Genomic DNA, 24,898 nt, shown 5'->3' on the forward strand with positions numbered 1-24,898 from the left:
GATCTCCCCGAATGCATCCGTGACTTCCGGGGGCCAAGTGGGTGAGCCGGACCCGTCAGATACGTCTTCACCCGTTTGCCGTCGTCGTTACCCATTCGTGACGTTGGTGTCGTATCCCGGTGGCGGCCCACGGGTCTTTCCCGGGTGCCATCAGTGATCAATGGCGGAGGGTGGACCCGATGGTCGTCAAGTTCGTGCGGGACGAGACCGCGGAAGCGACGGAGGACGCGAGCACGCTCAACGAGCTCCCGACCCCGCCCAGACAGTTGCTCGACCGGCACGGCGCGCGGGTGCTCGACCCGGCCACGGCGGTCGTCGCCGCCGGGCAGCCGGTTCCGCGCACGACCGTGTACCGGCCGGGCACCTTCCTGCTCCCCAACCGGTACCTGCGCGACCAGGAGACCCTGGCCGCGATCAACCGCGTGCTCGCCCGCATCGGCGTCTACGCCGAACCGGCCGACCGGGGCGGCGACTCGAAGGGGTACGCCCGCGCCCGGCAGCTCGACGACCTGCCCGCCCGCGCGCTGCTGAACGTCCGCGCGGACTCCGACCCCGTCGTCGTCGACTGCTGGAAGGCGCTGCAGCTGCTGCGCTCGGCCGCGGCCGGGGAGAAGCCCGAGATCGACCCGGAGATCGTCGCGAAGGTGTCGGTCGAGCACCTGCTGTTCACCTCGCCGGTGTTCGGCGGGGTGCCGTGGGAGACCAGCGGCCTCGGCGGCACGCCGTGGGAGACCAGCGGGTTCGGCGCGGGCAGCTCGTACGGGCGCACGCACGGCGCGAACCGGATCCCGGTGACGCTGGCCGCGGACCCGCCCTACCGCAGCAAGAAGCCCGCGCACCGGCGTCCGGTCGTCGCCGTGCTCGACACCGGCATCGGCCCGCACCGCTGGTTCGGGCTGGCCGGCCGCGGCGGCCCGCCGCCCACCGGGTCCGGCCTCCGCGTCGCCCCCGACATCCAGGCGGCGATCCTGCAGGCCGAGCTGGCGTCGAGCACCGTGCCGACCCAGCTGCTCGAGGACTACTGGGACGCGCCGACGACCGGCCAGCCGCTGATCGGCGACATCGACACCGACACCGGGCACGGCCTGTTCATCGCCGGCATCATCCGGCAGGCCTGCCCGGAGGCCGACACCCTCGCGATCCGCGTCGTGCACAGCGACGGCGTCGCGTACGAGGCCGACGTGCTGCTGGCGCTGCACCTGCTGGCCGACCGGGTCCGGAACGCGCAGGCGAACCACCGGCCCGACGACATGGTCGACATCGTCTCGCTCTCGATGGGCTACTACGTCGAGGACCCGGCGGACGTCGCGTTCACCGGCCTCTTCGGCGCGGCGATCGCCGACCTGCTCTCCCTGGGCGTGCTGGTCGTCGCGGCCGCGGGCAACGACGCCACCACCCGCCGGTTCTTCCCGGCGGCCTTCGCCGACCAGCCGCTCGGCAGCGGCTGCGGCCCGCAGGTGATCAGCGTCGGCGCGCTCAACCCCGACGTCGGCGCGAGCCGGGCGCTGTTCTCCAACGAAGGCCCGTGGGTGCGCTGCTGGGCGACCGGCGCCGGCATCGTCAGCACGTACCCGGACGACGTCCGCGGCAGCGCGGCCGCCGACCACGAGCTGCCCGGCCGCGGTTCCTTCGACCCGGACGACTACAGCGCCGGCTTCGCGGTCTGGGACGGGACGTCGTTCGCGGCGCCGCTCGCCGCCGCCGAGATCGCCAAGGCCCTGGTCCACTCGGGCGACCTGGCGACGGTCGACCGCGACACCGTCGTCAAGCGCGCTTGGACCGCGCTGGGCTCGCTGTGAACGTGGCCAAGACCGATCACAGCCGGGTAGCGGCCCTGTTCGACGCCGCGCGGTCGGGTGACCGCGCGGCGCTGGACGAACTGGTTTCCCTGCTCACGCCGCTGCTCTGGCAGGTCGCGCGCGATCAGGGGCTGGACGCCGACCAGGCCGGCGACGTCGTGCAGACGGCGTGGCTGCGCCTGCTCGGTTCGTTCGCGGAGATCCGCTCGCCGGTCGCGCTGACCGGCTGGCTGATCACCGTGACCAAGAGGGAGGCTTGGCGGGCTGGGGAAAAACGCCAGGTCGAGCGGCCGTTGCCGGAGCTTCCGGAGCGGCTGACCGAAGCGTCACCGGCACCCGAGGAGGGGGTGCTGCGCGACGACCAGCGCGCGCGACTTTGGCGCGCGGTCGACGCACTGCCCGAACGCTGCCGCAGCCTGCTGCGGATCGTGGCGTTCGTGCACCGGCCGGACTACGCCGAAGTGGGCGCCCGGCTGGGAATGCCGAGGGGGAGTATCGGCCCGACCAGGGGACGTTGCCTCGCGCGCCTGCGCGAGCAGCTACTCGCCAACGGCGAAGGAGATTGGCTGTGACCACCGTCGAACCACCCGGCGCGAACGAGCCCTTGGACGAGCTCGACTTCCGGCTGCTGGCCGGATTGCGCGAGCTGTGGGAAGACGCCGACCCGATGCCCGCCACGCTCGTGGAGCAGATCCGCTTCGCGATCCAGCTGGAGGACGTCGACCTCGAAGTGATGCGGATCCGGGAACAGGAGGGATTGGCGGGCGCGCGAAGCGCCGCGGAGCAGGGCCGGCTGATCACGTTCGACAGCGAAAGCCTGACGATCATGGTGAACGTGAGCCCCGAGCCCGGGGGGACGATCCGGCTCGACGGGTGGCTGACGCCGCCGGCCGAGCACCCGATCGAGGTCCGCACGGCGGGCGGCCCGCTGACGACCACATCGGACGCCGAAGGGCGGTTCGCGGTGAGCGGCGTGCCGCACGGGATGGTGCAGGTGTTGGTGCGGACCTTGGGCCGGTCGAGGACGGTGAGCACTCCCGCGGTCGAGCTGTGACGGTCAACGTCGTCGGCCGGCGCCCGGATGTCGCGCCCACAAGTGAAAAGCTGTCCACCCGGCGAAAACCCCCGGACCGCCACGACCCGGAGGTACGATCCGGGACGTCCTTCTCGGCCGAGGGGGACGGCCCCGGCCGGAAGGGCAGCCTGTGGTCGCGTCGCCGAAGGCGGAAGACCGGGTGCGCGACCTGCATCGGCGTGCGGTCGCGGCGACCAACAACGGCCAGCCGGTCGTCGGCGGGCGCCTGATCCGGTCCGCCGCAAGGCTGCTCGGCCTGCCCGCCGCGCAACCGCCGCCGGAATGGCCGGCCTGGACCGACCTCGCCACGCGCGTCCTCGGCACGTACGCCGCCGTCGAAACCGCGCTCGGCAACAGCACCCGCGGCCTGGCCCTGCTCGACGAAGCCGACGTCCTCGTCTCGGACGCCGGGCGCGGGATCCTGCGCCAGCAACGGGGTCTCGTCTTCATCCTGATCGGCCGGATGGACGAAGCGCTGGTCTGCTTCGACGAAGCGATCCCGCTGCTGCGCCAGGCCGGCGAGTTCGTCGTGCTCGCCCGGACGCTGCTCAACCGCGCCATGCTGCACCAGTACGCCGGGCGCGTCCGGCTCGCGCTCGCCGACCTCGACCAGTGCGAGCAGATCGGTGCCGGGCAAGCGTCGGAAGAGGGACTGGAACGGATTTTCGCCAAAGCCGCGCACGGCCGCGGCCAGGCGCGCGTCCTCACCGGAGACATCCCGGGCGCGCTGCGCGACTTCGACGCGGCGAGCGGGTTCTACGCCGAACAGAGCGTCGGGATGCTGCCGGTGCTGGCCGTCGACAAGGCCCGCGCGCTGCTCGCCGCCGGGCTGCCGCAGGAAGCCGCGGCCGAATTGGACGCCGCCCTCGAGCAGTTCCCGCGGTTGCGGATGAACCAGGAACACGCCGAAGCCGAGCTGACCCGCGCGCTGGCCGCGTTGGCGAGCGGTGACCCGGCGGCCGCGCGCAGCTGGGCCGGGCGCGCCGAACGGAGGTTTCGCCGTCGCGGCAACGAAACCTGGGCCGCGGTCGCGCAGCTGACCGTGCTGCGCGCGGACTTCGCGGCCGGACGGCGGATCGCGCGCGTCGCCACCGAAGCGACCGCGCTGGCCGGCCGGCTCACCGGGCTGGGCCTGCGCAACGACGCCGAGATCGCCGCGCTCCTGGCCGCCCGCGCGCGCATCGCCCTCGGCGACCTCGACGGCGCCCGCGCCGGCATCGCCCCGCGCGACCGCCGGACCGCGCCCCTGGAAAACCGGCTGGTGCGGCGGCTCGCACTGGCGGAGCTCGGGGCGGCGAGCGGCGACCGGCGCGTCACCTTCGCGAACGCGCGCGCCGGGTTGACGCAGCTGGAGCGCCACCGCGGCCGGTTCGGCAGCATCGACCTGCAGACCGGGACGACGTCGCTGGGCAAGGAACTCGCCGACGCCGGCCTCGCCGCCGCGCTCGCCCAGCGTTCGCCCGGCGTCGTGTTCCGGTGGCTCGACCGCTCGCGCGCGCAGGCGTTCCGGTTCCGGCCGGTGCGCCCGCCCGCGCACCCCGAGACCGTCGACGCCGTCGCCGAGCTGCGGTACCTCTCGATGCAGATCCGCGCCGGCGAGCTGTCCGGGAAGCCGGACGCCCAGGCCGTGAAGCGCTGCGCCGCGCTGGAACGCGAGATCCGCGCCAAGGGCTGGCAGGCCGAGGGCACCGACATCGACCACCCCGAAGCGAAGCTGCGCGAAGTCGGCGACGAGCTCGCCGAAACCGGCAGCGCGATGGTCTGCTTCCTCGCCGACCACGGCGCGTTGTGCGCGCAGGTGATCGCGAACCACCGGGTCGCGCTGATCGAGCTGGGCCCGGCGTCGGCCGTCGCCGAACCGGTCGCGCGGCTGCACAGCGACCTCGACGCGTTGTGCGGGCGCCAGCTGCCGGCGAGGCTCGACCAGGTCATCCGCCGGTCGGTGCGGACGCAGGTCACGGCGCTCGACTCGATCCTGCTGGCGCCGCTGGCATCCCGGCTGGGCGACCTCGACGTCGTCGTGGTGCCGACCGGCGCGCTTTCGGCCATCCCGTGGGGCCTGCTGCCGACGCTGCACGGCCGGCCGGTGACGGTCACGCCGTCGTCGTCGGCGTGGCTCGACGCGGGCCGCCGTCCGCGCCGGGCGGCCGGTGCGCCGCTGCTGGTCGCGGGCTCGGACCTGACCCACGCGGAGACCGAGGTGTCATCGCTGGCGCCGCTCTACCCGGAGGCCGAGGTGCTGACCGGGCCGGACGCGACGGTCGCGGCGACGCTCAAGGCGTTCGACGGCTGCCGCCTCGCGCACTTCGCCGCGCACGGCCACCACGAACAGGAGAACGTGCTGTTCTCCCGGCTGAACCTGGCCGACGGGCCGCTGATGGCCTACGACGTCCAGCAGCTTTCGACGGCGCCGGAGCAGGTGGTGCTGTCGTCGTGCGACGTCGGCCAGGCGGTGGTCCGGGAGGGCGACGAGGTCCTCGGGTTCACGGCGGCGTTGCTCTACGGCGGCAGCCGGACGGTGGTTTCGAGCGTGGCGCGGGTCGACGACCGGACGGCGGGCGGTGTCATGCTGGCCTACCACCGCGCGCTGTCGGCGGGCACGCCCCCTGCGCGTGCCCTGGCCGACGCGGCCCAGGCCGAGCCGCTGATGCCGTTCGTCTGCTTCGGCCGAAGCTGACATTCCTTTTGACGCATCGGGTTCGCCGAGGTTGCTTTCCGGTGATCGACCCCATCCCGGCGCATCCCCGGGCGGCCCCTGGGCATCTCCTCCAGTGAGTCCAGTTGATCACGGAACGAGGGAGGATGACCATGAAGCGCACTGCGACCGCGTTGCTCACCGGGGGTCTGGTGGCCGGTGGGCTGGTGCTGGCGGCCGGGTCCGCGAACGCCATGCCGAGCGATCACCCGTGCGGGGCTTCGGACGTCCGCGTGTCGGTGGCGCCGGACCCGTCGAACGCCGCCGGGCACGAGGCTTACGTGCTCACCTACACCGCGGCGGCGCCGACCACGAACTGCAAGCTGGAGGGCGCACCGACGGCGGTGTCGTTCCTGGCCGGCGGGCAGCCGCTGGCCGTCTCGGCGACGCCGGACGGCAGTGAGTCCGTGCCGGTGAACCTGCGGGAGGGCCACCCGGCCGAGTCGCGGATCATCCAGCGTTCGGCGGCGACGCCGTCGGGTGCGCCGGACTTCGTGACGTTCGACCTGCCGACCGGGCCGTTCGGCCAGCCGGTGAGCGTCGCGTGGCCCGCGGGGGCGGCCGTGAAGGGCGACTCCGTCCAGGTCACGCCGGTCAGCAACTGAATTCGGGGAGGGGAATCCACATGAAGCGCATTCTGATGGGGATCGGCACGGCGGCGGGCGCGTTCGCGCTGGCGGCATGCGGAACGTCGACGGCGGCTCCGGCGCCCGTCGCTCCGGCGGCGGGTGGGGCCGGGGGTGGCGTCGCGGCGGCGTCGACCGCGACACCGCGCTGCACGACGGCCGACCTGGAGGTCCTGCTGGGCAAGCCGGCCGAGAAGAACGACGCGCCGGGCCAGTACGACGTCCCGCTGACGTACCGCAACACGACGGACCACACGTGCGGCCTGTACGGCGTCCCGGGCGTCGACCTGGCCGGCCCGGACGACGCGACGTTCGGCCCGGTGTACCACCTGCCCCGCGTCGACAACGGGGTGAAGTACAACGAGGTGACGGCGGGGACGACGGCCTCGGCGACGATCACGGTCCTGAAGCCGGCGCCCGGCGAGCCGACGTGGACGCCGACGAAGCTGAACACGATCCCGCCGGGTTCGCGGTCGCCGTTGACGGCGGAATGGCCGGCGGACCTGCCGGTCCTGCGCCAGGACGCGGCAACGCACCCGGGTTCGTACGTCAACGGCATCCTGGCCGACCCGGCCTGATTGTCACTCGATCGGGTGAAGCGGGGAGCCGCGCGTCATTCCTGGCGTGTGGCTCCCTCTTTCTCGGTGCGGCGGTAACCGGCCGGCACGCCCCCCGACTGGCCGGTTACCGCTGCGGCCTTTCTACGCACGGTGGAGCAGCACGACGGAGTCCGTCTCGTCGACGCGCACGTACCCCGTGTCCTCCAGCTCGTCCAACGCCAGGGCCTTCGTGGCCAGCGTTGTCGGCCACGACTGTTCCGGGCGGGCCACCACCACCCACTCCGGCCGCTCGCGCGTCACGCCGTCGAAGAACAGCACCGTGCAGCGGGACGTCAGCCGCGGGGCCAGCCGGTTCGACGCCAGCACCGTGGCACCGGATGGGACGCGCGTCAGGACCGCGTCGATGCCCGCGCGCTGCGACGGCGTCCAGACGCCGCTCGTCAGGTGGGCCGCCTGAAGGGCCAGCGAAACCAGCCCGGCGGCCAACGCGCACGCCGGCAGCAGCCGGGCCGCTCTGCGGGCGCCGTGCAGACCCGCCAGGAACACGATCGGCATCAGGACCGCGCTGTAGTGGTAGCCCATGCCCCAGTAGCGGTCGTTCGCCGAGACCAGCCGCCACAGCAGCGTCGGCACCGCCAGCAGCAGCACCGGCGACCGCAGTGCCGCGAACGCCGTCGGCACCAGCAGGGCCAGCAGCATCGAGACCTTGACGATCGCGCCGCCGAACGGGTTGAAGCCGCCGCCGTGCGCGTACGTCCCGGCCGGGTTCAGCGCCGGCAGGACGACCAGGAACAGCAGCGCCGAACAGGCCACGCCGAAGACGATCACCGCCCAGCCGAGCCGTCGCTGCCGGTTGAGCACCAGCACGACCCCCACCGCGGCGAGCGTCAGCGGCAGGTCCTCCTTGACCAGCACCAGCGGCAGCGCGCACCAGACCGCCGCCCGCCACCGCTCGCGCAGCAGGTGCTCGGCGGCGAACGCCACCATCGGGACGGCGAAGCAGACCTCGTGGAAGTCGAAGTTCACCGCGGACAGCAGCCCCCACGACAGCGCGTACCCCGCGCCGGCGACCGCGCCCCGACGAGAGCCGAGCACCTGGACAGCGCACCGCGTCACGGGCACCGCGGACAGCGCGAACAGGAACGCCTGCGCGATGAGCAGGCACGCGGGCGACGGCCAGAGCAGGTAGAACGGCGCCAGCAGCGCCAGGATGGGGTGGAAGTGGTCGCCGAGCGCCGGCGCGCCGGGGCCGAGCAGGTCCGCCACCGGCCAGTGCCCGTGCGCGTACGACCGGACGACCTGTTCGAAGATCCCCAGGTCGAACCCGCTCGCGTCGAACGTCCGCAGCCGCTGCAGCGACCAGACGGCGTACCCGGCGAAGGCGACCGCGGCGACGAGGAAGGGAACCGCGCGCGTACGCACCTGGACCGGTGCGAAGTCGATCAGCATGGCGGGATGGTCTTGGGGCCACGCTGAACCGGAGCTTAAGCAAGCTGAAGACGTCTTCAGGCAAGCGGGAGGCGCAGCTCCAGAAGGGCGCCCGACGGGCTGTCGGCGACGCGCAACGTGCCACCGTGCGACCGCGCGATCTCCGCGGCGATCGCCAGGCCGAGCCCAGCGCCGCCGTCGTCCTCACGGGCGCGGTCGGCGTCGAGGCGCACGAACCGGTCGAAGACGCGCTCGCGTTCCTCGGCCGGGATGCCGGGCCCATCGTCCTGGACCGTCAGCACGGCTTGACCGTCGGACGCGGTGAGCGTGATCGTGACGCGGCTCTTCGCGTGGCGCTCGGCGTTGTCGACGAGGTTGCGCAGCACGCGCTCCAGCCGGCCGGCGTTCCCGCGCACCACCGGCGACGCCTCGATGTGCACCTCGATGCCTTCCCGCGCGGTCACCAGACTCGCCAGCGCCACCAGTTCAGTGCCGGCCGGCTGGTCGGCGTCCAGCTTGCTGAGCAGCAGCAGGTCCGCGGAAAGGGTCTCCATCCGCGTCACGTCGAGCACGGCGTTTTCGCAGGTGCGCCGCCAGTCGAGGCGGTCGGGGTGGGCGAGCTGCACCTCGAGCTGGGTGCGCAGGGAGGCCAGCGGGGTGCGCAGCTCGTGCGACGCGTCGGCGGTGAACTGGCTCTGCCGCCGCACCGACCGGTCGAGCCGGCCCAGCATCTCGTTCATCGTGACGGCGAGTTCGGTGATTTCGTCGCCGGAGTCCGGCACGGGGACGCGGCGGCCGAGATCACCCGCGCGCACGCCGTCGACCTCGGCGCGGATCGCGCCCACCGCGCGCAATGACCGCCGGACGGCGAACCAGGCGACGCCGCCGACGAGCAGCGCGGCCGCGGGCACGCCACCCCAGAGGATTCGCTCGGCCGTGTCGACGGTTTCGAGGCCGACGGGGTCGAGGAACTCGGCCGCGTCGACGAAGTACCGGCCGTCCGCCGTTCCGGCGCCGCTGTACTCCTGGTCCTCGTCGCCGTAGGGCATCGCGATGACACAGGTCGGCGAAAACACCTGCGCGCGCCCCTGGAAAGGCACGTCCGGGAGACCGGTCGAGCAGCGGTTCACCCGCTCGGCGCTGATCATGTACCCGCCGCCCTTGTCGAGCCGCCGCGGGACGTCGGCGGGCGCGACCCCGGAGTCCAACAGGGCGAGTACGGCGGCGGTCTTGTCGCCGGCCAGCGCCCGCGCGTTGGTTTCGAGGCCGCCGCGCAGCGCCTGCACGAACCAGTACGACCCGAGGCCGAGGACGAGCGCCGACGCGAGCGCGGCGAAGAGGGCGACCCGCCACCGGGTCGACCGGGGCAGGAGCCGGATCATGTCCCGAAGATAACCGCACGGTCGGAGATCCTCCGACGCCGTCCGGGCACCTACCGTCGAATCCGTGACGCTCGAGAAGTGGCAGGCGGTGCGCGCGGCGCTGCCGGAGACCGGCGCCCGGTTCGCGGACCTGGTGGCCGGCGTCCGGTACGGGCACGCGACATCGCTCGGCGAGTGGACGATCGCCGAAACGGCGGCGCACGTCGGGATGATCGCGCTGATGTACCCGGCGATGATCCGCGGCGACGGCGGTCCGCTCCCGCTGCCGGGTCTCGAGGAGCCGATCAACGCGGCGAGCGTCGACACGATTTCGCGGATGAACGCGCTGGCGCTGGAGCTCTACCCGGAACGCGACCCCGTCCGGCTGGCCGAGCGGCTGCGCGCGGACATCGCGGAGGTACTGCTGGTCAGCGAGGACCTGGACCCGGAGAAGCCGGTGTGGTGGCTGGGCGGTTCGCGCGTGCCGGTGGCCGGGGTGCTCGCGCACCTGGTCAACGAGATGCTGATCCACGGCTTGGACATCGCCCGCGCGGTCCGCCGCCCGTGGCCGATCCCGGCGGCGCACGAGGCGCTGTTCCTGGAGCTGTTCTTGTTCGGCATGGTGCGCAACGACATGGGCCGGCTGCTCGACGACGCGACCCCGTCCCCGCGCCGGATCGCGGTCGAGTTCCGATCGGCGTCGACGGCGCCCGCGGTGCTGGCGTTGCAGCACGGGAGGTTGCGCTTCGAGGAACCGGACGGAACGGCCGACGTGCGGTTGACGTTCGACCCGGCGGTGCTGGTACCGATGATGTTCGGCCGGCTTTCCCGCGTGCGCGCGGTGTTGGGTGGCGGCGTGCGGATCGGCGGGCCGCGGCCGTGGCTGTTGCCGGCGTTTCTGCGGACTGTGCGGATGCCTTAGTGCGCCCTGGCTCCGGCGTCGTCGGGCCGCAGCGATGCAGTGAACGAGTCGTTCACCTCGTCCGACGACATGAACGACTCGTTCATGCCGTTCGACCGGCTGTCACCAGCCGTCCCCCCATTCCGCGTCGCGGGCCGCCCGGTAGCGCGGGCCCTGCTTCTTCGAGACCGCCACGCCGGGCGCCAACCCGTCAGCGGCCGTGCACAAATCGAGCGCGACCCAGCCCTTGTGCTTCTTCGGGTGCCGGATGATCCGCGCGTCCGGGCGCTCCGGCGCTGATCGCGAAGCCACGACGTACGCGAACTTCTCGTCCTCGAACCCGAGCGTCCCCGCCTTGAGCCGCCGGTGCAGGCCTGACCGCGGGAGCCGCGCGGCGAAGTGGCACCAGTCCTCGCCCGGCACGATCGGGCACGCCGCGTCGTGCGGGCACGGCGCGACGACGTGCAGGCCCAGCTCGATCAGCTGCGCGCGGGCGGCGCGGATCCGCTCGTAGCCCGCCGGCGTCCCCGGCTCGATCAGGGCGACCGCCCCGGCCGACGCGGCCAGCCAGCGCACGACGTCCGCGCGGGTGGCGTCCGGCAGCTCGCCGAGCACGTAGGACAGCGTCACGAGGTCGGCGTCCGGCGCCGGCGCGGCCGGGTCGACGAACCCGCGCCGCCACTGCGTGTCCCGCACCGCCGGCAGCGACGCGCCCGCCGCGAGCCGCTTGCCCAGCCCGATGGCCCCGGCGACCTGCTCCAGGACCGTGCACCGGGTGAGCGACGGCCAGACGGCGGCGGCCGCCCAGACCGCGGCACCGGTTCCGCCGCCGACGTCGATCTGGGTCCGCGGCTCGAACCCAGGCGCGCGTAAAGCGGCTTCGGCGAGCACAGCGTGTACGGCGGCGTAGGTGGCCGGCATCCGGTAGCCGGCGTACGCGGCGACGTCGGCTTCGGAGCTGAGGATCGGTGAGGTCGCCGCGTCACCCTGGCGGTAGCGCGTGCTGAGCCGGTCGACGGACTGCGTCAGCCGGGCCAGCGGGTGCCGGGCCAGCTCGTCGTCGAGCGCGGAGGAGAGGTCGTCGGGGAGTACCGCCACGGCTGACGATTCTCCCCTGTCCGAATTGCCCGCCCGGACCGGCCCTGAGCTGCTACTTTTCCGGCGCGAAAGTTTTTTGGCGGACGCTGTCGATCCGGGGCGTGGCCGTTCGACGCGTAGGCAGCAACGAGCGAAGGGAGACCGCTGTGCGGTTCATGGTGATCGTCAAGGCGAACGAGGAGTCCGAGGCCGGGCACGGCCCGAGCGCCGAGCTGCTGGCCGAGATGGGGAAGTTCAACGAAGAGCTGGTCAAGGCGGGCGTCCTGCTCGCCGGCGAGGGCCTGACGCCGAGCTCGCAGGGCGCGCGCGTCGTCTTCTCCGGGACCGAGGCCCCCAAGGTCGTCGACGGTCCGTTCGCCGAGACCAAGGAGCTCGTCGGCGGCTTCTGGATCCTGCAGTGCCGCGACCGCGACGAGTGCGTCGAGTGGATCAAGCGGATGCCGAACCCCGACGGCCAGGCCGGCGTCGTCGAGATCCGGCGCGTCGCCGAGGCGTCCGACTTCGAGAACATGACGCCCGAGGTCGAGGAGCTGGAAGGACGGCTTCGCGCGCAGAGCGCCCAGGAGGCGTGATGCGGTTCCTGGTGATGGTGAAGGGCAGCCCGGAGTCCGAAGCAGGCGTCGGCCCCAGCCGCGAAGAGCTGGAGACGATGTCGAAGTTCAACGAGGAGCTGCTGAACGACGGCCGGATCGTCCTCGCCGAAGGCCTGACCCCGAGTTCCGAGGGCGTGCGCGTCCTCTTCGAAGGCGACGCCGAGCCGAAGGTGATCGACGGCCCCTTCGCCGAGTCGAAGGAGCTCGTCGCCGGGATCTGGGTGCTCAACGGGGAGTCGCTCGAGGACGTTGTCGCGCTGATGAAGCGCGCGCCGAACCCCGAGGCGAAGGGCGGTGTCATCGAGATCCGGCCGATCAGCGAGTAGCGGGTTGCACCGCGACCGATCACCCTGTCTGATGGCCGGGTGACGGTTGCGGACACCCGGAGCACGGTCGAGACGGTCTGGCGCATCGAATCGCCGCGGCTCATCGCGGGCCTGGCCCGCATGGCCCGCGGCGACGTCGGGCTGGCCGAGGAGCTGGCGCAGGACGCGCTCGTCGCGGCGCTGGAGCAGTGGCCGGAGTCCGGCGTGCCCCGCAACCCCGGCGCGTGGCTGATGACGATCGCCAAGCGCCGCGCGATCGACCAGTTCCGCCGCAACGAGCGGTACGCGGAGAAGCTCGAGGAGGTCGGCCGCGGCGAGCGGGTCGGCGAGGGCGTGCTGCCCGACTTCGACGCCGCCCTGGACGACCACATCGAGGACGACCTGCTGCGCCTGCTGTTCGTCGCGTGCCACCCGGTGCTGAACACGCAGGCCCGCGTCGCGTTGACGTTGCGGATGCTCGGCGGCCTCACCACGGACGAGATCGCGCGCGCGTTCCTCGTCCGCGAGTCGACGATCGCGCAGCGGATCGTGCGCGCGAAGAAGGCACTGGCGGCGGCGAAGGTGCCGTTCGAGGTCCCGGAGGGCGAGGAACGCGTCGCCCGGCTGTCGTCCGTGCTCGAGGTCATCTACCTGGTGTTCAACGAGGGTTATTCGGCCACCCGCGGCGACGACTGGATGCGCCCGGCGCTGTGCGAGGAGGCGATGCGCCTCGGCCGCGTCCTCGCCGGGCTGATGCCGGGCGAGTCCGAGGTGCACGGCCTGGTCGCGCTGATGGAACTGCAGTCGTCGCGGTCGAAGGCCCGCACCGGCCCGAACGGCGAGCCGGTGCTCCTGCTCGAGCAGGACCGCGGCCGCTGGGACCGGTTCCTGATCCAGCACGGCCTGGCGGCGCTGACGCTGTCGGAGCAGATCGCCGACGGCGCGTACGGCCCGTATTCCGCGCAGGCGGCGATCGCGGCGTGCCATGCGCGCGCCCGCACGGCTTCGGAAACGGACTGGGCCCGCATCGCGGCGTTGTACGAGGGGCTGGGCAAGCTCCAGCCGTCCCCGGTGATCGAGCTGAACCGCGGGGTGGCGGTGGCGATGGCGGACGGCCCGGCGGCGGGCTTGGCGGTGGTCGACGCGGTGGCCGACGACCCGGCGCTGAAGGACTACCACCTGCTGCCGAGCGTCCGCGGCGACCTGCTGCAGAAACTGGGCCGGCTGGAAGAGGCCGAGCAGGAGTTCAGACGGGCGGCGGAGATGACGGAGAACGCGCGCGAGCGGGCGTTGCTGCTCGACCGCGCGACGGCGGTGGGCCGCTGACGCCGTGCTCGCCTCGCTGCTGCCGGGCTTCCGGGACGTGCGCAGTGCGCTGGTGGCGGGCTACATGTGGTTCTGCGCCGGCTGGCTGCTGATCGGCCACTACCACCCGCCGCCGGCCGGGCTGCTGGCCCGGCCGGCGGTGGAGCTGCTGGAGCTGTTCGGAACGGGTGGCCGGCTGGCGGTGATCAGCGTGTTGTGCCTGCTGATCGGCGAGGTGACGAGCAGGCTTGTCCAGGCATTCTTCTACCGGGTGTGCCTCGGATACCTCCGCCGCCTGACCGCTGATGATCTCGATCACCGACCCCGGGGTTTGCTGTCGGTGTTCCGGCCGGTCAGCGGCCGTGCGGTCGCCCGGGTTCGTAGCCGGGCAAGGAAGGAGTACCGAAAGCATCAGGAAGCCACGGTGTCCGATGCGTCGCCTCGGGGCGAGGACCGCTTCGAGGTCGACCGGCGTGCCATCGAAGCGCTGGGCGAGGTGCTGCACATGTCTCCGAGGCTGATCGTCGCGAAACCCGAGTTGCATGCCGAGTTCGGGCGGATCAAGGCCGAAAGTGAGTTCCGGGACGCGATCCTGCTGCCCTTGCCGATACTCACGGTGGCGGTCTGCGCAAATCTGTCCGCCCCGCCGTGGCTCGAAGCGGCCATAGTGGTGGCGATCTGCGTCGCCGACCTCTACCTCTTTTTCGAAGCGCGCAGACTGTTTCGCGAGGCCCACAGCATGATCGCGCACAGCCTCGCGGACGGGACGATCAGCTCCGCGGCGATGAGCGGCTAGCGGTCCCGCCAGGCCATCGGCGACAGCGTCAACGCGGCTTCGGCGATCCGCTTCGCGGTCTTCGTCGTCAATCCCTTCCGGGCCGACTCGATCCACTCGTCCACGCGCCGCACCCCGACGTCCCGGTACTCCAGCGCCTGCAACAGCATCTCCAGCTTGTCGGCGTCCTTGGCGCACCACGCTTCCGCCGACTCGCGGGTCTCGTACTCGTCGACCGCCTCGCGGACCAGGTCCTTCGACCGTGCCGGGAGCCGGTCGGTCTGGTCGGCCGTGATCGCCCGCGGCTGCGGCTTCTCCAGGTAGTCGACCGCCGTCAGCGGCAGATCACCCGTCCGGGTCTCCTGCGTGTCGTGCCACAGCGCCAGGAACGCCGCCCGCTCCGGCGACGCCCCCTCCTCCGCCGCGAGCAGCGCCGCCAGCTGGGCGGCCCGCAGGCTGTGCTCGCCCACCGACTCCGGGTCGCGGACCCCCGCGTGCCACCAGCCCGACCGGCGGACGCGCTTCAGCAGGCCCAGCTCGTAGCCGAACGCGGCCAACCCCTCGAACGTCATGCCGCCCAGCCTAGGGCGTCGGGATCATCGCCGTCAGGATCGTCGCCTGCAGCAGGGAGATCACGCCGACCACCGCGGTCAGCAGCAGGGACCACAGGAAAGTCTGGCGCAGCAACGATCCTTCCTTGCCGCTCTGCCCGATCGCCGTCGCGCCGATCGAGAGGTTCTGCGGCGAGATCATCTTGCCCATCACGCCGCCCGACGTGTTCGTCGCGCCGGCCAGGATCGGGTTCAGGTTCAGCTGCTGGGCCGAAATCACCTGCATCGGACCGAACAGGCTGTTCGTCGACGCGTCCGAGCCCGTCAGGAACACGCCCAGCCAGCCGATGTACGCCGAGAACAACGGGAAGACTGCGCCCGTCGTCGCGAGCGCCAGGCCCAGCGTCTGCGTCGCGCCCGAGTAGTTCATCACGAACGCGATCGCCAGGATCATGAAGATCGTCGCGAGCGCCCAGCGCATCTGGAACAGCGTTTCGCGGTACGTCTTGAGCAGCAGCTTTGGCCGCGCGCCCATCGCGAAGCCCGCGATGACCGCCGCGATCAGCGCGACCGTGCCCGGCGAGAACAGGAAGTCGACCGTGAACGTCGCCGCGTAGGGCGCGTTCTTCGCGGTGATCGGCGGGTGCTGGACGACGTGGTTGTGCAGCCCCGGCCAGGCGAAGATCCAGTCCGCTTTGTGCAGCAGCTTCGTCAGGTCGAGCCAGGTGGGGAGGTTCTTGAAGATCGTGCCGATCCGGGACAGGAAGATCGCCAGGATCAGGATGATGTAAGGCATCCACGCGTACAGCGCGCCACGCTCGGACTGCGCCGCGCCCAGGCTTTTGACAGCGCTTTCTTCGCCGTCGAAGCGCCACACCGACGCCGGCTGCCAGAACCGCGTCAGGACCCACAGCGCGGCCATCGCGGTGAGCGCGGCGAGGACGTCGACCAGGCTCGCGCTGATGTAGTTGGACGCGACGAACTGCATGGCCGCGAACGCGAGCCCGGCGGTCAGCACCGCGGGCCACACCTCGAGCATGCGCTTCCAGCCGGCCAGGACCACGACCAGGAACGCGGGGATGATCAGCGCCAGCACCGGAACCTGACGGCCGACGGCCGCCGAAAACAGCTCGGTCGCCTGGTCCTGCTTGAGGTGCATGATCGGCGCGGTCAGCCGGCCGAGCACGATCAGCGGGTTGCCGAGGCCGCCGAACGCGACCGGCGCGGTGTTCGCCAGCAGCGCCAGCACGACGGCCTTCACCGGCGGGAACCCGAGCGCGGCCATCATCGCGGCGGTGATCGCGATCGGCGACCCGCCGCCCGCGACGCCTTCGAGCAGCGCGCCGAAGCCGAACGCGATGAGCAGCGCCTGCAGCCGCCGGTCCTCGCTGAAGCCGGCGAGGACGCGCTTGATGGCGTCGAACCGTCCGGTCGCGACGGTGACGTTGTGGAAGTAGACGGCGTGGAACGCGATCCACGCGACCGACCACACGCCGAAGAGCACGCCCATGGCCGCGGAGTCGAACGCGAGCGCGGCCGGCATCCGGTACAGCAGCAGCGCGACGCCGAGCGCGGTGACCAAGGCGAGCGCGGCCGAAAGGTGCGCGGAGAACCGGACGACGCCGAGCGCGACGAGCAGCACGACGATCGGGAGCGCGGCGAGCAGCGCGGAGAGCCACAGGCCGCCGGCCGGCTGGTAGTCCTGGATCCAGGTCATGCGCGTTGCCCCCGGACGTACCCGAGCCGCAGCGAAAGGGCGGCGGCGGTGCCGGCGACGGAGGCGCCCAGCTCGTCGAGCCGGCGCAGCACCCGCGGCGCGGGCCCGGCGATGCTGATGGCGGCGATGGGGCGCCCGGAGTGGTCCCGCACGGCGGCGGCGACGCACCCGACGTCCGGCTCGTTCTCGACCTCGTCGATCGCCCACCCGCGGCGGCTGGTCCTCGCCAGGTCGTCGAGCAGGCGCAGGGGATCGTTGATCGTCTTGAGCGTGAGCGAGTCGAGTTTCATGCGCCGCACGCGTTCGGCCCGATCGGCTTCGGGCAGCGCGGCGAGCCAGGCTTTCCCGAGCGAGGTGGCGTGCTGCGGCCGCCGTGTGCCGAGCCGGCAGGCGAGGGTGACGGCGCTGGCACTGCGTTCGGTGGCGACGTAGACCATGGTGTCGTTGTCGGGAACGGCGAGGTAGGTGGTCTCCCCGGACCGTTCGGCGAGCGAGGCGAGGTACCGGGGCGCACAGCGGTGCAGGTCGGTGGCGGCCATGGCCCGCGCCCCGAGTTCGACGAGCCGCGTGCCGAGCCGTACCCGCCCGGTGACCTGGTCGGCTTCGAGGTATTCGAGGCTCTTCAGGGTGCCGACGATGCGGTAGGCGGCACTGCGGGAAAGCCCCAGTTGCCGCGCGATCGCATTGGTGGAAATCTCCTGGTGCCGACCCACGTGCTCGAGCACCGCGAGCCCGCGTTCGAGAGTTCCGCTGTTCTCCAGCCCGCGCTCCGGTCCCACGCTGCCCTCCGTTGGACGTTCCCGGTTTCCGCTCAGCGGTACGCATTTCCGCTGGGTGGGGTTGGACGGTAACACCTCCGATGTATGGGCGGAAGATCTTGAAACGCTTCAGGAGAATGCGGTTACTTGTGTGTGCTAATTGGTACAACCTCCGATGGTTAAGTTTCCTACCTATGGCGGTTGCGGAGGTGTTGACGGGGTGCGTTCGACAAGTTCGACAGGTGTGGTTCAGATTCGTGAATGGCTCGTGAAGGGAGTAGAGACCGCGCCGGTCGGCGGTCTTGAATGACTCATTCAGGACCCCCGAAGACCTGAATGAGTCATTCAAGACGTTCCGAACGGACCGGTCGCCCGGGCGCCCCCACGAGGGCGTCAAGCGGAGCCGCCGCGCGAAGGCGCAGCCGAAGCCGGGGCCCGGTGGCCCGGGTCACGGACTCAGCAAACTCACAGCGCCCACCGAGCACCATCCAACCGGTGTCCGCCCGAAGCCCCCTCCGTACCCGCGCGTCCGTCGCCGCCGGGCGGCTCACCGCCTGGCTCTCGCGGAACTCCGGCCTCGGCAACGGCGGTGTCATCGGTGGCCGCGTCACCCTCGCACTCGACCCGAAGGCCCTGCAGCGGGTCGGCCAGGACCGGGCCGTGGTGCTCGTCACCGGGACCAACGGCAAGACCACCACCGCGCTGATGATCACCAAAGCCCTCGAAGCCCTCGCCGAGGTCGCCGCCAACAGCGATGGCGCCAACATGCCCGACGGTGTCCTCGCCGCCCTGGCCGCGCGCCCCGAAGCGCCCTACGCCGTTCTCGAAGTCGATGAAACCTACGTCCCCTGGGTTGCCGATCAGCTGAACCCCGCCGTTCTCGTCCTGCTCAACCTCAGCCGCGACCAGCTCGACCGCGTCGGCGAGGTCCGGTCCACCGAAAGAGATCTCCGCAAAGCGATCGAGAACCATCCCGAAACCACGATTGTCGCCAATTCCGACGACATCCTCGTCACCTCCGCGGCGACCGCAGCCGACAAGCGGCTCTGGGTCGGCACCGGACGGCGCTGGACCGGCGACTCCACCGCCTGCCCCCGTTGCGACGGCCTGATCGCCCACGTCAAAGACCACTGGAGCTGCGCCTGCGGCCTCGCCCGCCCCGAGCCCGCCTGGACCCTCGACGGCGACCTCGTCCGCACCCCCGGCGGCCGCCACGTCGACCTGGACCTGCGGCTCCCCGGCGACGCCAACCGCGCCAACGCCGCCTTCGCGCTCGCCGCCGCGCACCGGCTCGGGGTGCCGCCGCACACCGCCGCCGCCCGGCTGCGGACCATCACCGACATCGGCGGCCGCTACCGGACCATCCGGCGGTCGCGGCACTCCGTGCGGCTCATGCTCGCCAAGAACCCCGCCGGCTGGGTGGAAACGCTGCGCGTGCTCGACGAGGACACCCCCGTCGTCGTCGCCGTCAACGCCCAGGAAGCCGACGGCCGCGACCTGTCCTGGCTCTGGGACGTCCACTTCGAACGGCTGCGCGGCCGCCAGGTCGTCGTCACCGGCGAGCGCTGCGCCGACCTCGCCGTCCGGCTCTGCTACGCCGAGGTCGCGCACTGGGCCGAGCCCGATCCGGTCGCCGCGATCGACGCGCTGCCGCCCGGTGGGGTCGAGCTCGTCGCCAACTACACCGCCTTCCGCGACCTCGTCGGCAGGCTGCCCGGTGCCTGAGTCGACGGTCCACATCGGACTACTGCTGCCCGAGGTGCTCGGCACCTACGGCGACAGCGGCAACGCGCAGATCCTCTGCCAGCGGCTGCGCTGGCGCGGGTTCGACGCCGAGGTCGTGCCGGTCGGGCTCGGCGAGCCGGTACCGTCCACTTTGGACCTCTACCTGCTCGGCGGCGGCGAGGACGGCGCGCAGGCCCTCGCCGCGGCCCACCTGCGGAAGTACCGGCGGGCCCTGACGCCGGACGCGGTCGTCTTCGGCGTCTGCGCCGGCCTGCAGGTGCTCGGAACCCGCTTCCGCGGCCTCGACGGCGTCGACCACGACGGCCTCGGCCTGCTCGACGTCACCACCGAGCCCGGCGAGCGGCGGGCCGTCTCCGAGCTGGTCGCGACGTCGCCGCGGATCGGGGAGCCGCTCACCGGCTTCGAAAACCACCTCGGTGTCAGCAAGCTCGGCGCCGACAGCGAACCGCTCGGGCAGGTCGTGCGCGGCACCGGCAACGGCGACGGCACCGAAGGCGCGGTGACCGACCACGTCGTCGGCACGTACCTGCACGGCCCGGCGCTCGCCCGCAACCCCGCCCTGGCGGACCTGCTGCTGGCGTGGACGGCCGGGCACCCGCTGCCGCCGCTGGACCTGCCCGAGGTCGACCGCCTGCGCGGGGAGCGGCTCACCGCCACGCGCCGCCGGCGGACGTCGTGACGACGCGTGGTTACGCTGAGTTGGTGAAACTGGGCAAGGTGATCGCCGCGACCGGCGTGCGGATGCGGACCACCGCGGTGGCGGTCTTCGCGCTCGCGCTGGCCATCGCCGCCGCGCTCGCGGTGGTCGTGGTGCTGCTGGAAGAGTCGCTCGACCGCAGCGTCACCGAGAGTGCCCGCAGCACCGGTCGCCAGGTCGCCATCCAGCTCGTCCGCGAGGGCGCGCGCGACCTCAGCGCGTCCGACGTCGCCAGCACCGGCGACACCGAGGCCGTCACCCAGGTGCTGAACGCGCGGGGCGTGCCGATCGCGAGCGACCCGGCGATCGTCGGGCACCCGCCGCTGACCGCCGCGCGCCCGGCCGTCGGGCAGGAAGCCATCGAAACCCTCCCGCTCGGGCTCAACGGCGACAGCGACGACTACCGCGTCGTGTCGCAGCAGGTCAACGGGCCGGGCGGGCCGTACACGGTGATCTCCGCGCGGTCGCTGGAGCCGGTGACGGAGGCGTCGACGCGGCTGACGCTGCTGCTCGGCCTGATCGCGATCCCGCTGCTGGCGATCTCCGGTCTCGCCGTCTACCGCGCGGTCGGCTCCGCGCTGCGCCCGGTCGAGCGGATGCGCCGGACCGTCGCCGAGATCTCGACGCGCGACCTCGCCGCCCGCGTCCCGCTGCCGCCGGGCGGCGACGAGGTGCACCGGCTGGCCGTGACGCTCAACGAGATGCTCGGCCGGCTCGCGTCGGCGCAGGCGGCGCAACGCCGGTTCGTCGCGGACGCCAGCCACGAGCTGCGCTCACCGCTGTCCACGATCAGCACCGCGCTCGACGTCTCCGGGCGGCACCCCGAGAGCGCGCAAGACCTGGTGCCGGTGATCGCCCGCGAGACCGCGCGGCTGCGTGAACTCGTCGACGACCTGCTCATGCTCGCCCGCACCGACGACGCGACCGACCGGCCGTCGCGCACCGAGGTCGACCTCGACGACATCGTGCGCGCCGAGGCCGAGCGGGTCCGCGGCGAGTGCGCGCTGGACGTCGAAGTCCGCGCCGGGCCGGCGAAGGTGCGCGGCAGCGAAGCCCAGCTGCGGCGGGCGGTGCGGAACCTCGTCGACAACGCCCGCGGCCACGCGCGCACGCGCATCCGGGTGGCCAGCTCGGTGCGCGGCGACCTCGCCGTCGTCGAAGTGAGCGACGACGGTCCCGGCGTCGCGGAGGCCGACCGCGACCGGATCTTCGAACGGTTCGTCCGGCTCGACGCGTCGCGGCAGCGCGAACACGGCGGTACCGGGCTGGGCCTGCCGATCGTCGCGGGCATCGCGGCGCGCCACGGCGGCAGCGCGCGCTACACCGCGTCGGACGAGCCGGGCGCGCGGTTCGTGCTCGAACTGCCGGTGCTCGAACTGCCCGAGGAGGAGTAGTGCGGCTGCTGATCGTGGAGGACGAGCGCGAGTTCGCGGAGACGCTGCGGCGCGGCCTGGTCGCCGAGGGCTTCACCGTCGACGTCGCGCACACCGGTCGCGAGGGGCTCTGGCGGGCCACCGAGCAGGAGTACGACGTCGTCGTGCTCGACATCATGCTGCCCGAGCTGTCCGGCTACGAAGTGCTCAAACGCTTGCGGGCGGCCGAAAACTGGACGCCGGTGCTGATGCTCACCGCGAAGGACGGCGAGTACGACGAAGCCGACGCGTTCGACCTCGGCGCCGACGACTACCTGTCCAAGCCGTTCTCCTTCGTCGTGCTGATCGCCCGGCTGCGCGCGCTGCTGCGGCGTGGCGCGCCGGCCCGGCCCGCCGTCCTGGAGGCGGGCGACCTGCGGCTCGACCCGTCGGCCCGCACCGTCCACAGGGGACAGACGCGGATCGAGCTGACCGCGCGCGAGTTCGGGTTGCTGGAGTTCCTGTTGCGGCGCCCGGGAACCGCGCTGACGAAGAACGAGATCCTGAGCCACGTATGGGACGCGCACTACGACGGCGACGAGAACGTCGTCGAGGTCTACATCGGGTACCTGCGGCGCAAGATCGACGTCCCGTTCGGCACCCGGACCATCGAGACGGTCCGGGGGGTCGGCTACCGACTGGTAGACGTTACTCGATCGTGATGTTCCGGGGGAAATCCCGGAATTGGTGCCGCTGGGCGTGCCGGTGTTGCGCCGTTCGCCGCCGCCGGTTGCCGCAGATCGCCCAGCCGTTCCCGCGAACCGGTGAAAAATACCGTGCCGCTGCTCACCTGCGCGTGGTTGTGCCCGTTGCTACGGTGGGCACCCACCCGAGACCAGGAAAGCGATGACGGAATCGCCTCAGCCGTTCCTTGCCCAAAACAACAATATACCGGAAACCTCCGGGAAATCCGTTTCCCGGCTGCGTGCCGTCGACGCCATTCGCGAAGCGACGGCTCAGTTCGGCGTGGTCACGGGGATGACCCCGCACGCCGTGACCGGGGTCCGGACCCGCGCCGACGGTGGCTGGTCCGTGCTCGTCGACGTCGTCGAGCTGGCCCGGATCCCGGACTCCACCAGTGTGCTGGCCACCTACCGGGTCGACGTCGACGCCGCGGGTGAGCTGACCGCGTGCGAACGGCTGCGGCGGTTCACGCGGGGCACCACCGATTCCTGAAAGGAAGGGTGACACGATTGGCCGCTTCGTCCGATTCATTGGCGGACATTCTGGAACGCGTGCTCGACAAGGGCGTGGTGATAGCCGGTGACATCGGCGTCAGCGTCGTCGACGTCGAATTGCTGACGCTGCGGATCCGGCTCTTCATCGCCTCCGCGCAGACCGCCCGGGAAATGGGCATGGACTGGTGGACGAACGACCCCTTCTTCGCGCCGAACGCGGCGCGGGGCGAACTGGCGGACAGCGCCGGGAAAAAACTGGACCTGGCGGCGCGCGTCGCCGAACTCGAGGCTCGGCTGCCCGTGCCGAGCGGGAGGGAAGAACCCCGGTGACCACCCGCGACTGGCTCTGCGCCTACGCGATCACCCGCAACCGCGACGGGCTGGACCTCGGCCCGGCGCCCCGGCTCGTCGGCTACCGCGACCTGGGCGTCGTCGTCTCGGAGGTGAGCCCGGCGCGCTTCGACCGGATCGACACGCTCGACCCGGTGGACGGCGCGCTCGCGGAACTGGCCCGCGAACACGACGCCGTCGTGCGTGCGGTCTTCCGCCACGAACCGGTGCTGCCGCTGCGGTTCGGCACGGTCCTCGACGGCGAAGCCTCGGTGAAACGGCTCCTGGAAGTCGCCTACGACCAGGCGCGGGACTGCCTCGACGAGGTCGAGGGGCATCGCGAATGGGGTGTCCGGGTCCGGCACACCGAACCCGCCGCGACCACCCGGCCGGACACCGAGGGCCTGACCGGCACGCAGTACCTCGTCCGGCGGCGCGAACGGCTGAAGGCGCTCCAACAGGCGCGCGAAGACGTCGTCGGCGCGGCGGGGCGGCTCCAGAACGCGTTGCGCCGGCACGCGGCCGACAGCATCGAGCGCGCGCGGCCGCACGGCGTGCTGGTCAACACCGCCTACCTCGTCCAAACCGGGCGCGAGGCCGCGTTCCACGCGGAGTTCGAGTGGTTCGCCCGCGAGCTGCGCGCGGCGGGCGCGACGGTGGAGACGTCCGGGCCGTGGCCGCCGTACTCGTTCACCGACGTCGAGCTCGGGGTGACGGCCGATGGCTGACGCCGCCGTGGAGTCCGTGGCCGACCTGCTCGACCGGGTCGTGCACCGCGGTGCCGTCGTGACCGGTGACGTGATCATCTCGCTCGCGGGGATCGACCTCGTGCGGCTCGACCTGCGGCTGCTGCTGCTCGGGCTCGAAGGATGAGCGAGCCCGTCCGGATCCCCGCCGACGCCGGCCGCGGGCTCGGCCACCTGGTCGTCACCGTGCTCGACATCCTCCGCGAAGTGCTCGAACGCCAAGCGCTGCGGCGCCTGGAGACCCTCACCCCCGCCCAGGTCGAAGACCTCGGCCAGGCCCTGATCGCGCTGGACCTCCGGTTCGAAGAGCTCCGCGCGGTCCTCGACGAAAGGTTCTAGGTGACCAGACCGGGACAGACCGGCGGTGGCCTCGCCGACACGCTCGACATCCTGCTCGACAAGGGTCTCGTCATCGACGCCTCGGTCCGGGTGTCGGTGATCGGGATCGAGCTGCTGGCGATCGAGGCGCGGATCGTGATCGCCAGCGTCGACACCTACATCCGCTACCTCGAAGCCATGCAGCGGCTGCAGAGCACGCCGGTGCCCGGGCAGATCTCCCAGGGGCTCGGGCAGACGACCGGGCTCATCCCGCCCCCGCCGCCGACTCCCGCGGTCGCGGTACCCGTGGAGGCCGCCGTCCCGGTCGACCAGCCGTGACGCTGCAGCTCTACGGCGTCGTGCGCGCCGGGCACCCGCGGGCGCCGCGGACGGTGGACTGGGAAGACCTGGCCATGGTCGTCGGCGACCCCGAGCCGGACCCGGCCGTGCACCTGGCGGTGGTGTCCGCGCTGGTCGAGGGCGGGCCGGTGCTGCCGGTCCGGTTCGGCACGGTGGCCGACGACGAGGACGCCGTCCGCGCCGACGTGCTGGCTCCGGCGGCCGACACGTACCGCGCCGACCTCGACCGGCTCGACGGCCTGGCCGAGGTGCACGTCTGCCTGCGGTTCACCGAGCCCGGCTCGGCGTGGCGGGCCGCCCGCTCCGACGTCCTGCTGTCCGAGGTCGCCGAGCGGGCCCGCGACTCCGTGGCGCTGCCGGCGGGTGAGTCCGCCGACGAGCGCTGGGCGTTCCTCGTCGGGATGGGCGACCTGCTCGTCGTGCGCGACGCGGTCACCGGGCTCGCCCGCGGCGGCGTCGAGGCCGACTGGATCGGGCCGCTGCCCGCGTACAGCTTCCTGGAGCGGCGGACGTGCTCACGGTGGACCTGGTGAGCGACGGCCGAACAGTCGCTGAACACTCGTT

At 72.2% G+C, this 24,898-nt stretch carries 28 protein-coding genes; 22 read left to right on the forward strand and 6 right to left on the reverse strand.

The features are described from left to right. Nucleotides 1-179: 179 nt before the first annotated feature. The 6 genes from ACERZO_RS34855 to ACERZO_RS34880 all read left to right on the forward strand — a co-directional run bounded on the left by ACERZO_RS34855 (nt 180) and on the right by ACERZO_RS34880 (nt 6,773). Nucleotides 180-1,799, forward strand: a complete 1,620-nt coding sequence (locus ACERZO_RS34855) for a S8 family serine peptidase (protein WP_372670011.1) — start codon at nt 180-182, stop codon at nt 1,797-1,799. Further along, on the forward strand, nt 1,796-2,371 hold the full coding sequence (locus ACERZO_RS34860; RefSeq protein WP_372670013.1) for an RNA polymerase sigma factor: 576 nt from the start codon (nt 1,796-1,798) through the stop codon (nt 2,369-2,371). Before ACERZO_RS34855 ends, ACERZO_RS34860 begins: the two co-directional genes overlap by 4 nt. Further along, on the forward strand, nt 2,368-2,853 hold the full coding sequence (locus tag ACERZO_RS34865) for a hypothetical protein (RefSeq protein WP_372670015.1): 486 nt from the start codon (nt 2,368-2,370) through the stop codon (nt 2,851-2,853). The genes ACERZO_RS34860 and ACERZO_RS34865 overlap by 4 nt, the downstream gene beginning before the upstream one ends. A gap of 181 nt (nt 2,854-3,034) precedes the next feature. After that, nucleotides 3,035-5,551, forward strand: coding sequence for a CHAT domain-containing protein (locus ACERZO_RS34870; RefSeq protein WP_372670017.1), 2,517 nt, complete (start codon nt 3,035-3,037; stop codon nt 5,549-5,551). Between the two features lie 131 nt (nt 5,552-5,682). Continuing rightward, on the forward strand, nt 5,683-6,174 hold the full coding sequence (locus ACERZO_RS34875; RefSeq protein WP_372670019.1) for a DUF4232 domain-containing protein: 492 nt from the start codon (nt 5,683-5,685) through the stop codon (nt 6,172-6,174). A 20-nt stretch (nt 6,175-6,194) separates the two neighbouring features. Next, entirely contained in the window at nt 6,195-6,773 is a 579-nt protein-coding gene (locus ACERZO_RS34880) for a DUF4232 domain-containing protein (RefSeq protein WP_372670021.1), read from the forward strand. Between the two features lie 123 nt (nt 6,774-6,896). On the opposite strand, the gene ACERZO_RS34885 is transcribed toward ACERZO_RS34880, so the two are convergent. Together ACERZO_RS34885 and ACERZO_RS34890 are read right to left on the reverse strand one after the other, a co-directional pair. Further along, entirely contained in the window at nt 6,897-8,204 is a 1,308-nt protein-coding gene (locus ACERZO_RS34885) for a DUF2079 domain-containing protein (RefSeq protein ID WP_372670024.1), read from the reverse strand. A 56-nt stretch (nt 8,205-8,260) separates the two neighbouring features. Further along, nucleotides 8,261-9,565: a sensor histidine kinase gene (locus ACERZO_RS34890; RefSeq protein WP_372670025.1), complete on the reverse strand. Its 1,305-nt coding sequence runs from the start codon at nt 9,563-9,565 to the stop codon at nt 8,261-8,263. Nucleotides 9,566-9,629: 64 nt separating this feature from the next. Between ACERZO_RS34890 and ACERZO_RS34895 the strand changes: the two genes are divergently transcribed. Further along, complete coding sequence (locus ACERZO_RS34895; RefSeq protein WP_372670027.1) at nt 9,630-10,466, forward strand: maleylpyruvate isomerase family mycothiol-dependent enzyme; 837 nt, start codon at nt 9,630-9,632, stop codon at nt 10,464-10,466. Between the two features lie 102 nt (nt 10,467-10,568). Here ACERZO_RS34895 and ACERZO_RS34900 read toward each other — a convergent pair whose 3' ends face one another. Further along, on the reverse strand, nt 10,569-11,543 hold the full coding sequence (locus tag ACERZO_RS34900; protein WP_372670029.1) for a small ribosomal subunit Rsm22 family protein: 975 nt from the start codon (nt 11,541-11,543) through the stop codon (nt 10,569-10,571). 146 nt (nt 11,544-11,689) lie between these two features. Here ACERZO_RS34900 and ACERZO_RS34905 point away from each other — a divergent pair, with 146 nt between their 5' ends. The 4 genes from ACERZO_RS34905 to ACERZO_RS34920 are packed head-to-tail and all read left to right on the forward strand — an operon-like array spanning nt 11,690 to nt 14,542. After that, the gene (locus tag ACERZO_RS34905) at nt 11,690-12,115 is read left to right on the forward strand and encodes a YciI family protein (RefSeq protein WP_372670031.1); all 426 of its coding nucleotides are present in this window, start codon (nt 11,690-11,692) and stop codon (nt 12,113-12,115) included. After that, nucleotides 12,115-12,462: a YciI family protein gene (locus ACERZO_RS34910; protein WP_372670032.1), complete on the forward strand. Its 348-nt coding sequence runs from the start codon at nt 12,115-12,117 to the stop codon at nt 12,460-12,462. Before ACERZO_RS34905 ends, ACERZO_RS34910 begins: the two co-directional genes overlap by 1 nt. A gap of 39 nt (nt 12,463-12,501) precedes the next feature. Further along, nucleotides 12,502-13,767: an RNA polymerase sigma factor gene (locus ACERZO_RS34915; RefSeq protein WP_372670035.1), complete on the forward strand. Its 1,266-nt coding sequence runs from the start codon at nt 12,502-12,504 to the stop codon at nt 13,765-13,767. A 4-nt stretch (nt 13,768-13,771) separates the two neighbouring features. Further along, nucleotides 13,772-14,542, forward strand: a complete 771-nt coding sequence (locus tag ACERZO_RS34920; RefSeq protein WP_372670037.1) for a hypothetical protein — start codon at nt 13,772-13,774, stop codon at nt 14,540-14,542. On the opposite strand, the gene ACERZO_RS34925 is transcribed toward ACERZO_RS34920, so the two are convergent. The 3 genes from ACERZO_RS34925 to ACERZO_RS34935 are packed head-to-tail and all read right to left on the reverse strand — an operon-like array spanning nt 14,539 to nt 17,568. Continuing rightward, nucleotides 14,539-15,093, reverse strand: a complete 555-nt coding sequence (locus ACERZO_RS34925; protein WP_372670039.1) for an HD domain-containing protein — start codon at nt 15,091-15,093, stop codon at nt 14,539-14,541. The genes ACERZO_RS34920 and ACERZO_RS34925 overlap by 4 nt on opposite strands. 10 nt (nt 15,094-15,103) lie before the next feature. Beyond that, nucleotides 15,104-16,789: an L-lactate permease gene (locus ACERZO_RS34930; RefSeq protein WP_372670041.1), complete on the reverse strand. Its 1,686-nt coding sequence runs from the start codon at nt 16,787-16,789 to the stop codon at nt 15,104-15,106. After that, complete coding sequence (locus tag ACERZO_RS34935; protein WP_086674550.1) at nt 16,786-17,568, reverse strand: IclR family transcriptional regulator; 783 nt, start codon at nt 17,566-17,568, stop codon at nt 16,786-16,788. Before ACERZO_RS34935 ends, ACERZO_RS34930 begins: the two co-directional genes overlap by 4 nt. 474 nt (nt 17,569-18,042) lie before the next feature. On the opposite strand from ACERZO_RS34935, the gene ACERZO_RS34940 reads away from it, so the two are divergent. The 11 genes from ACERZO_RS34940 to ACERZO_RS34990 all read left to right on the forward strand — a co-directional run bounded on the left by ACERZO_RS34940 (nt 18,043) and on the right by ACERZO_RS34990 (nt 24,867). After that, nucleotides 18,043-19,272, forward strand: a complete 1,230-nt coding sequence (locus tag ACERZO_RS34940; protein ID WP_372670044.1) for a MurT ligase domain-containing protein — start codon at nt 18,043-18,045, stop codon at nt 19,270-19,272. Continuing rightward, on the forward strand, nt 19,265-19,972 hold the full coding sequence (locus tag ACERZO_RS34945; RefSeq protein WP_372670046.1) for a type 1 glutamine amidotransferase: 708 nt from the start codon (nt 19,265-19,267) through the stop codon (nt 19,970-19,972). The genes ACERZO_RS34940 and ACERZO_RS34945 overlap by 8 nt, the downstream gene beginning before the upstream one ends. Nucleotides 19,973-19,995: 23 nt before the next feature. Beyond that, on the forward strand, nt 19,996-21,384 hold the full coding sequence (locus tag ACERZO_RS34950; RefSeq protein WP_372670048.1) for a sensor histidine kinase: 1,389 nt from the start codon (nt 19,996-19,998) through the stop codon (nt 21,382-21,384). Next, the gene (locus ACERZO_RS34955) at nt 21,384-22,064 is read left to right on the forward strand and encodes a response regulator transcription factor (protein WP_372670050.1); all 681 of its coding nucleotides are present in this window, start codon (nt 21,384-21,386) and stop codon (nt 22,062-22,064) included. The genes ACERZO_RS34950 and ACERZO_RS34955 overlap by 1 nt, the downstream gene beginning before the upstream one ends. Nucleotides 22,065-22,248: 184 nt before the next feature. After that, nucleotides 22,249-22,578 (forward strand): gas vesicle protein GvpO, encoded by a 330-nt coding sequence (locus ACERZO_RS34960; RefSeq protein WP_372670052.1) that lies wholly within the window; start codon nt 22,249-22,251, stop codon nt 22,576-22,578. An 8-nt stretch (nt 22,579-22,586) separates the two neighbouring features. Beyond that, the gene (locus ACERZO_RS34965; protein WP_444843242.1) at nt 22,587-22,910 is read left to right on the forward strand and encodes a gas vesicle protein; all 324 of its coding nucleotides are present in this window, start codon (nt 22,587-22,589) and stop codon (nt 22,908-22,910) included. Next, on the forward strand, nt 22,907-23,638 hold the full coding sequence (locus tag ACERZO_RS34970; RefSeq protein WP_372670056.1) for a GvpL/GvpF family gas vesicle protein: 732 nt from the start codon (nt 22,907-22,909) through the stop codon (nt 23,636-23,638). Before ACERZO_RS34965 ends, ACERZO_RS34970 begins: the two co-directional genes overlap by 4 nt. Then, nucleotides 23,631-23,783 (forward strand): gas vesicle protein GvpJ, encoded by a 153-nt coding sequence (gene gvpJ, locus ACERZO_RS34975; RefSeq protein ID WP_086674556.1) that lies wholly within the window; start codon nt 23,631-23,633, stop codon nt 23,781-23,783. Before ACERZO_RS34970 ends, gvpJ (ACERZO_RS34975) begins: the two co-directional genes overlap by 8 nt. Further along, nucleotides 23,780-23,995 (forward strand): gas vesicle protein GvpK, encoded by a 216-nt coding sequence (gene gvpK, locus ACERZO_RS34980; RefSeq protein ID WP_372670058.1) that lies wholly within the window; start codon nt 23,780-23,782, stop codon nt 23,993-23,995. The genes gvpJ (ACERZO_RS34975) and gvpK overlap by 4 nt, the downstream gene beginning before the upstream one ends. Continuing rightward, on the forward strand, nt 23,996-24,313 hold the full coding sequence (gene gvpJ, locus ACERZO_RS34985; RefSeq protein ID WP_372670060.1) for a gas vesicle protein GvpJ: 318 nt from the start codon (nt 23,996-23,998) through the stop codon (nt 24,311-24,313). After that, the gene (locus tag ACERZO_RS34990) at nt 24,310-24,867 is read left to right on the forward strand and encodes a GvpL/GvpF family gas vesicle protein (RefSeq protein WP_372670062.1); all 558 of its coding nucleotides are present in this window, start codon (nt 24,310-24,312) and stop codon (nt 24,865-24,867) included. The genes gvpJ (ACERZO_RS34985) and ACERZO_RS34990 overlap by 4 nt, the downstream gene beginning before the upstream one ends. Nucleotides 24,868-24,898 lie beyond the last annotated feature (31 nt).

This window comes from Amycolatopsis kentuckyensis, from assembly GCF_041679295.1.
Taxonomy (GTDB): Bacteria; Actinomycetota; Actinomycetes; order Mycobacteriales; family Pseudonocardiaceae; genus Amycolatopsis; species Amycolatopsis kentuckyensis_A.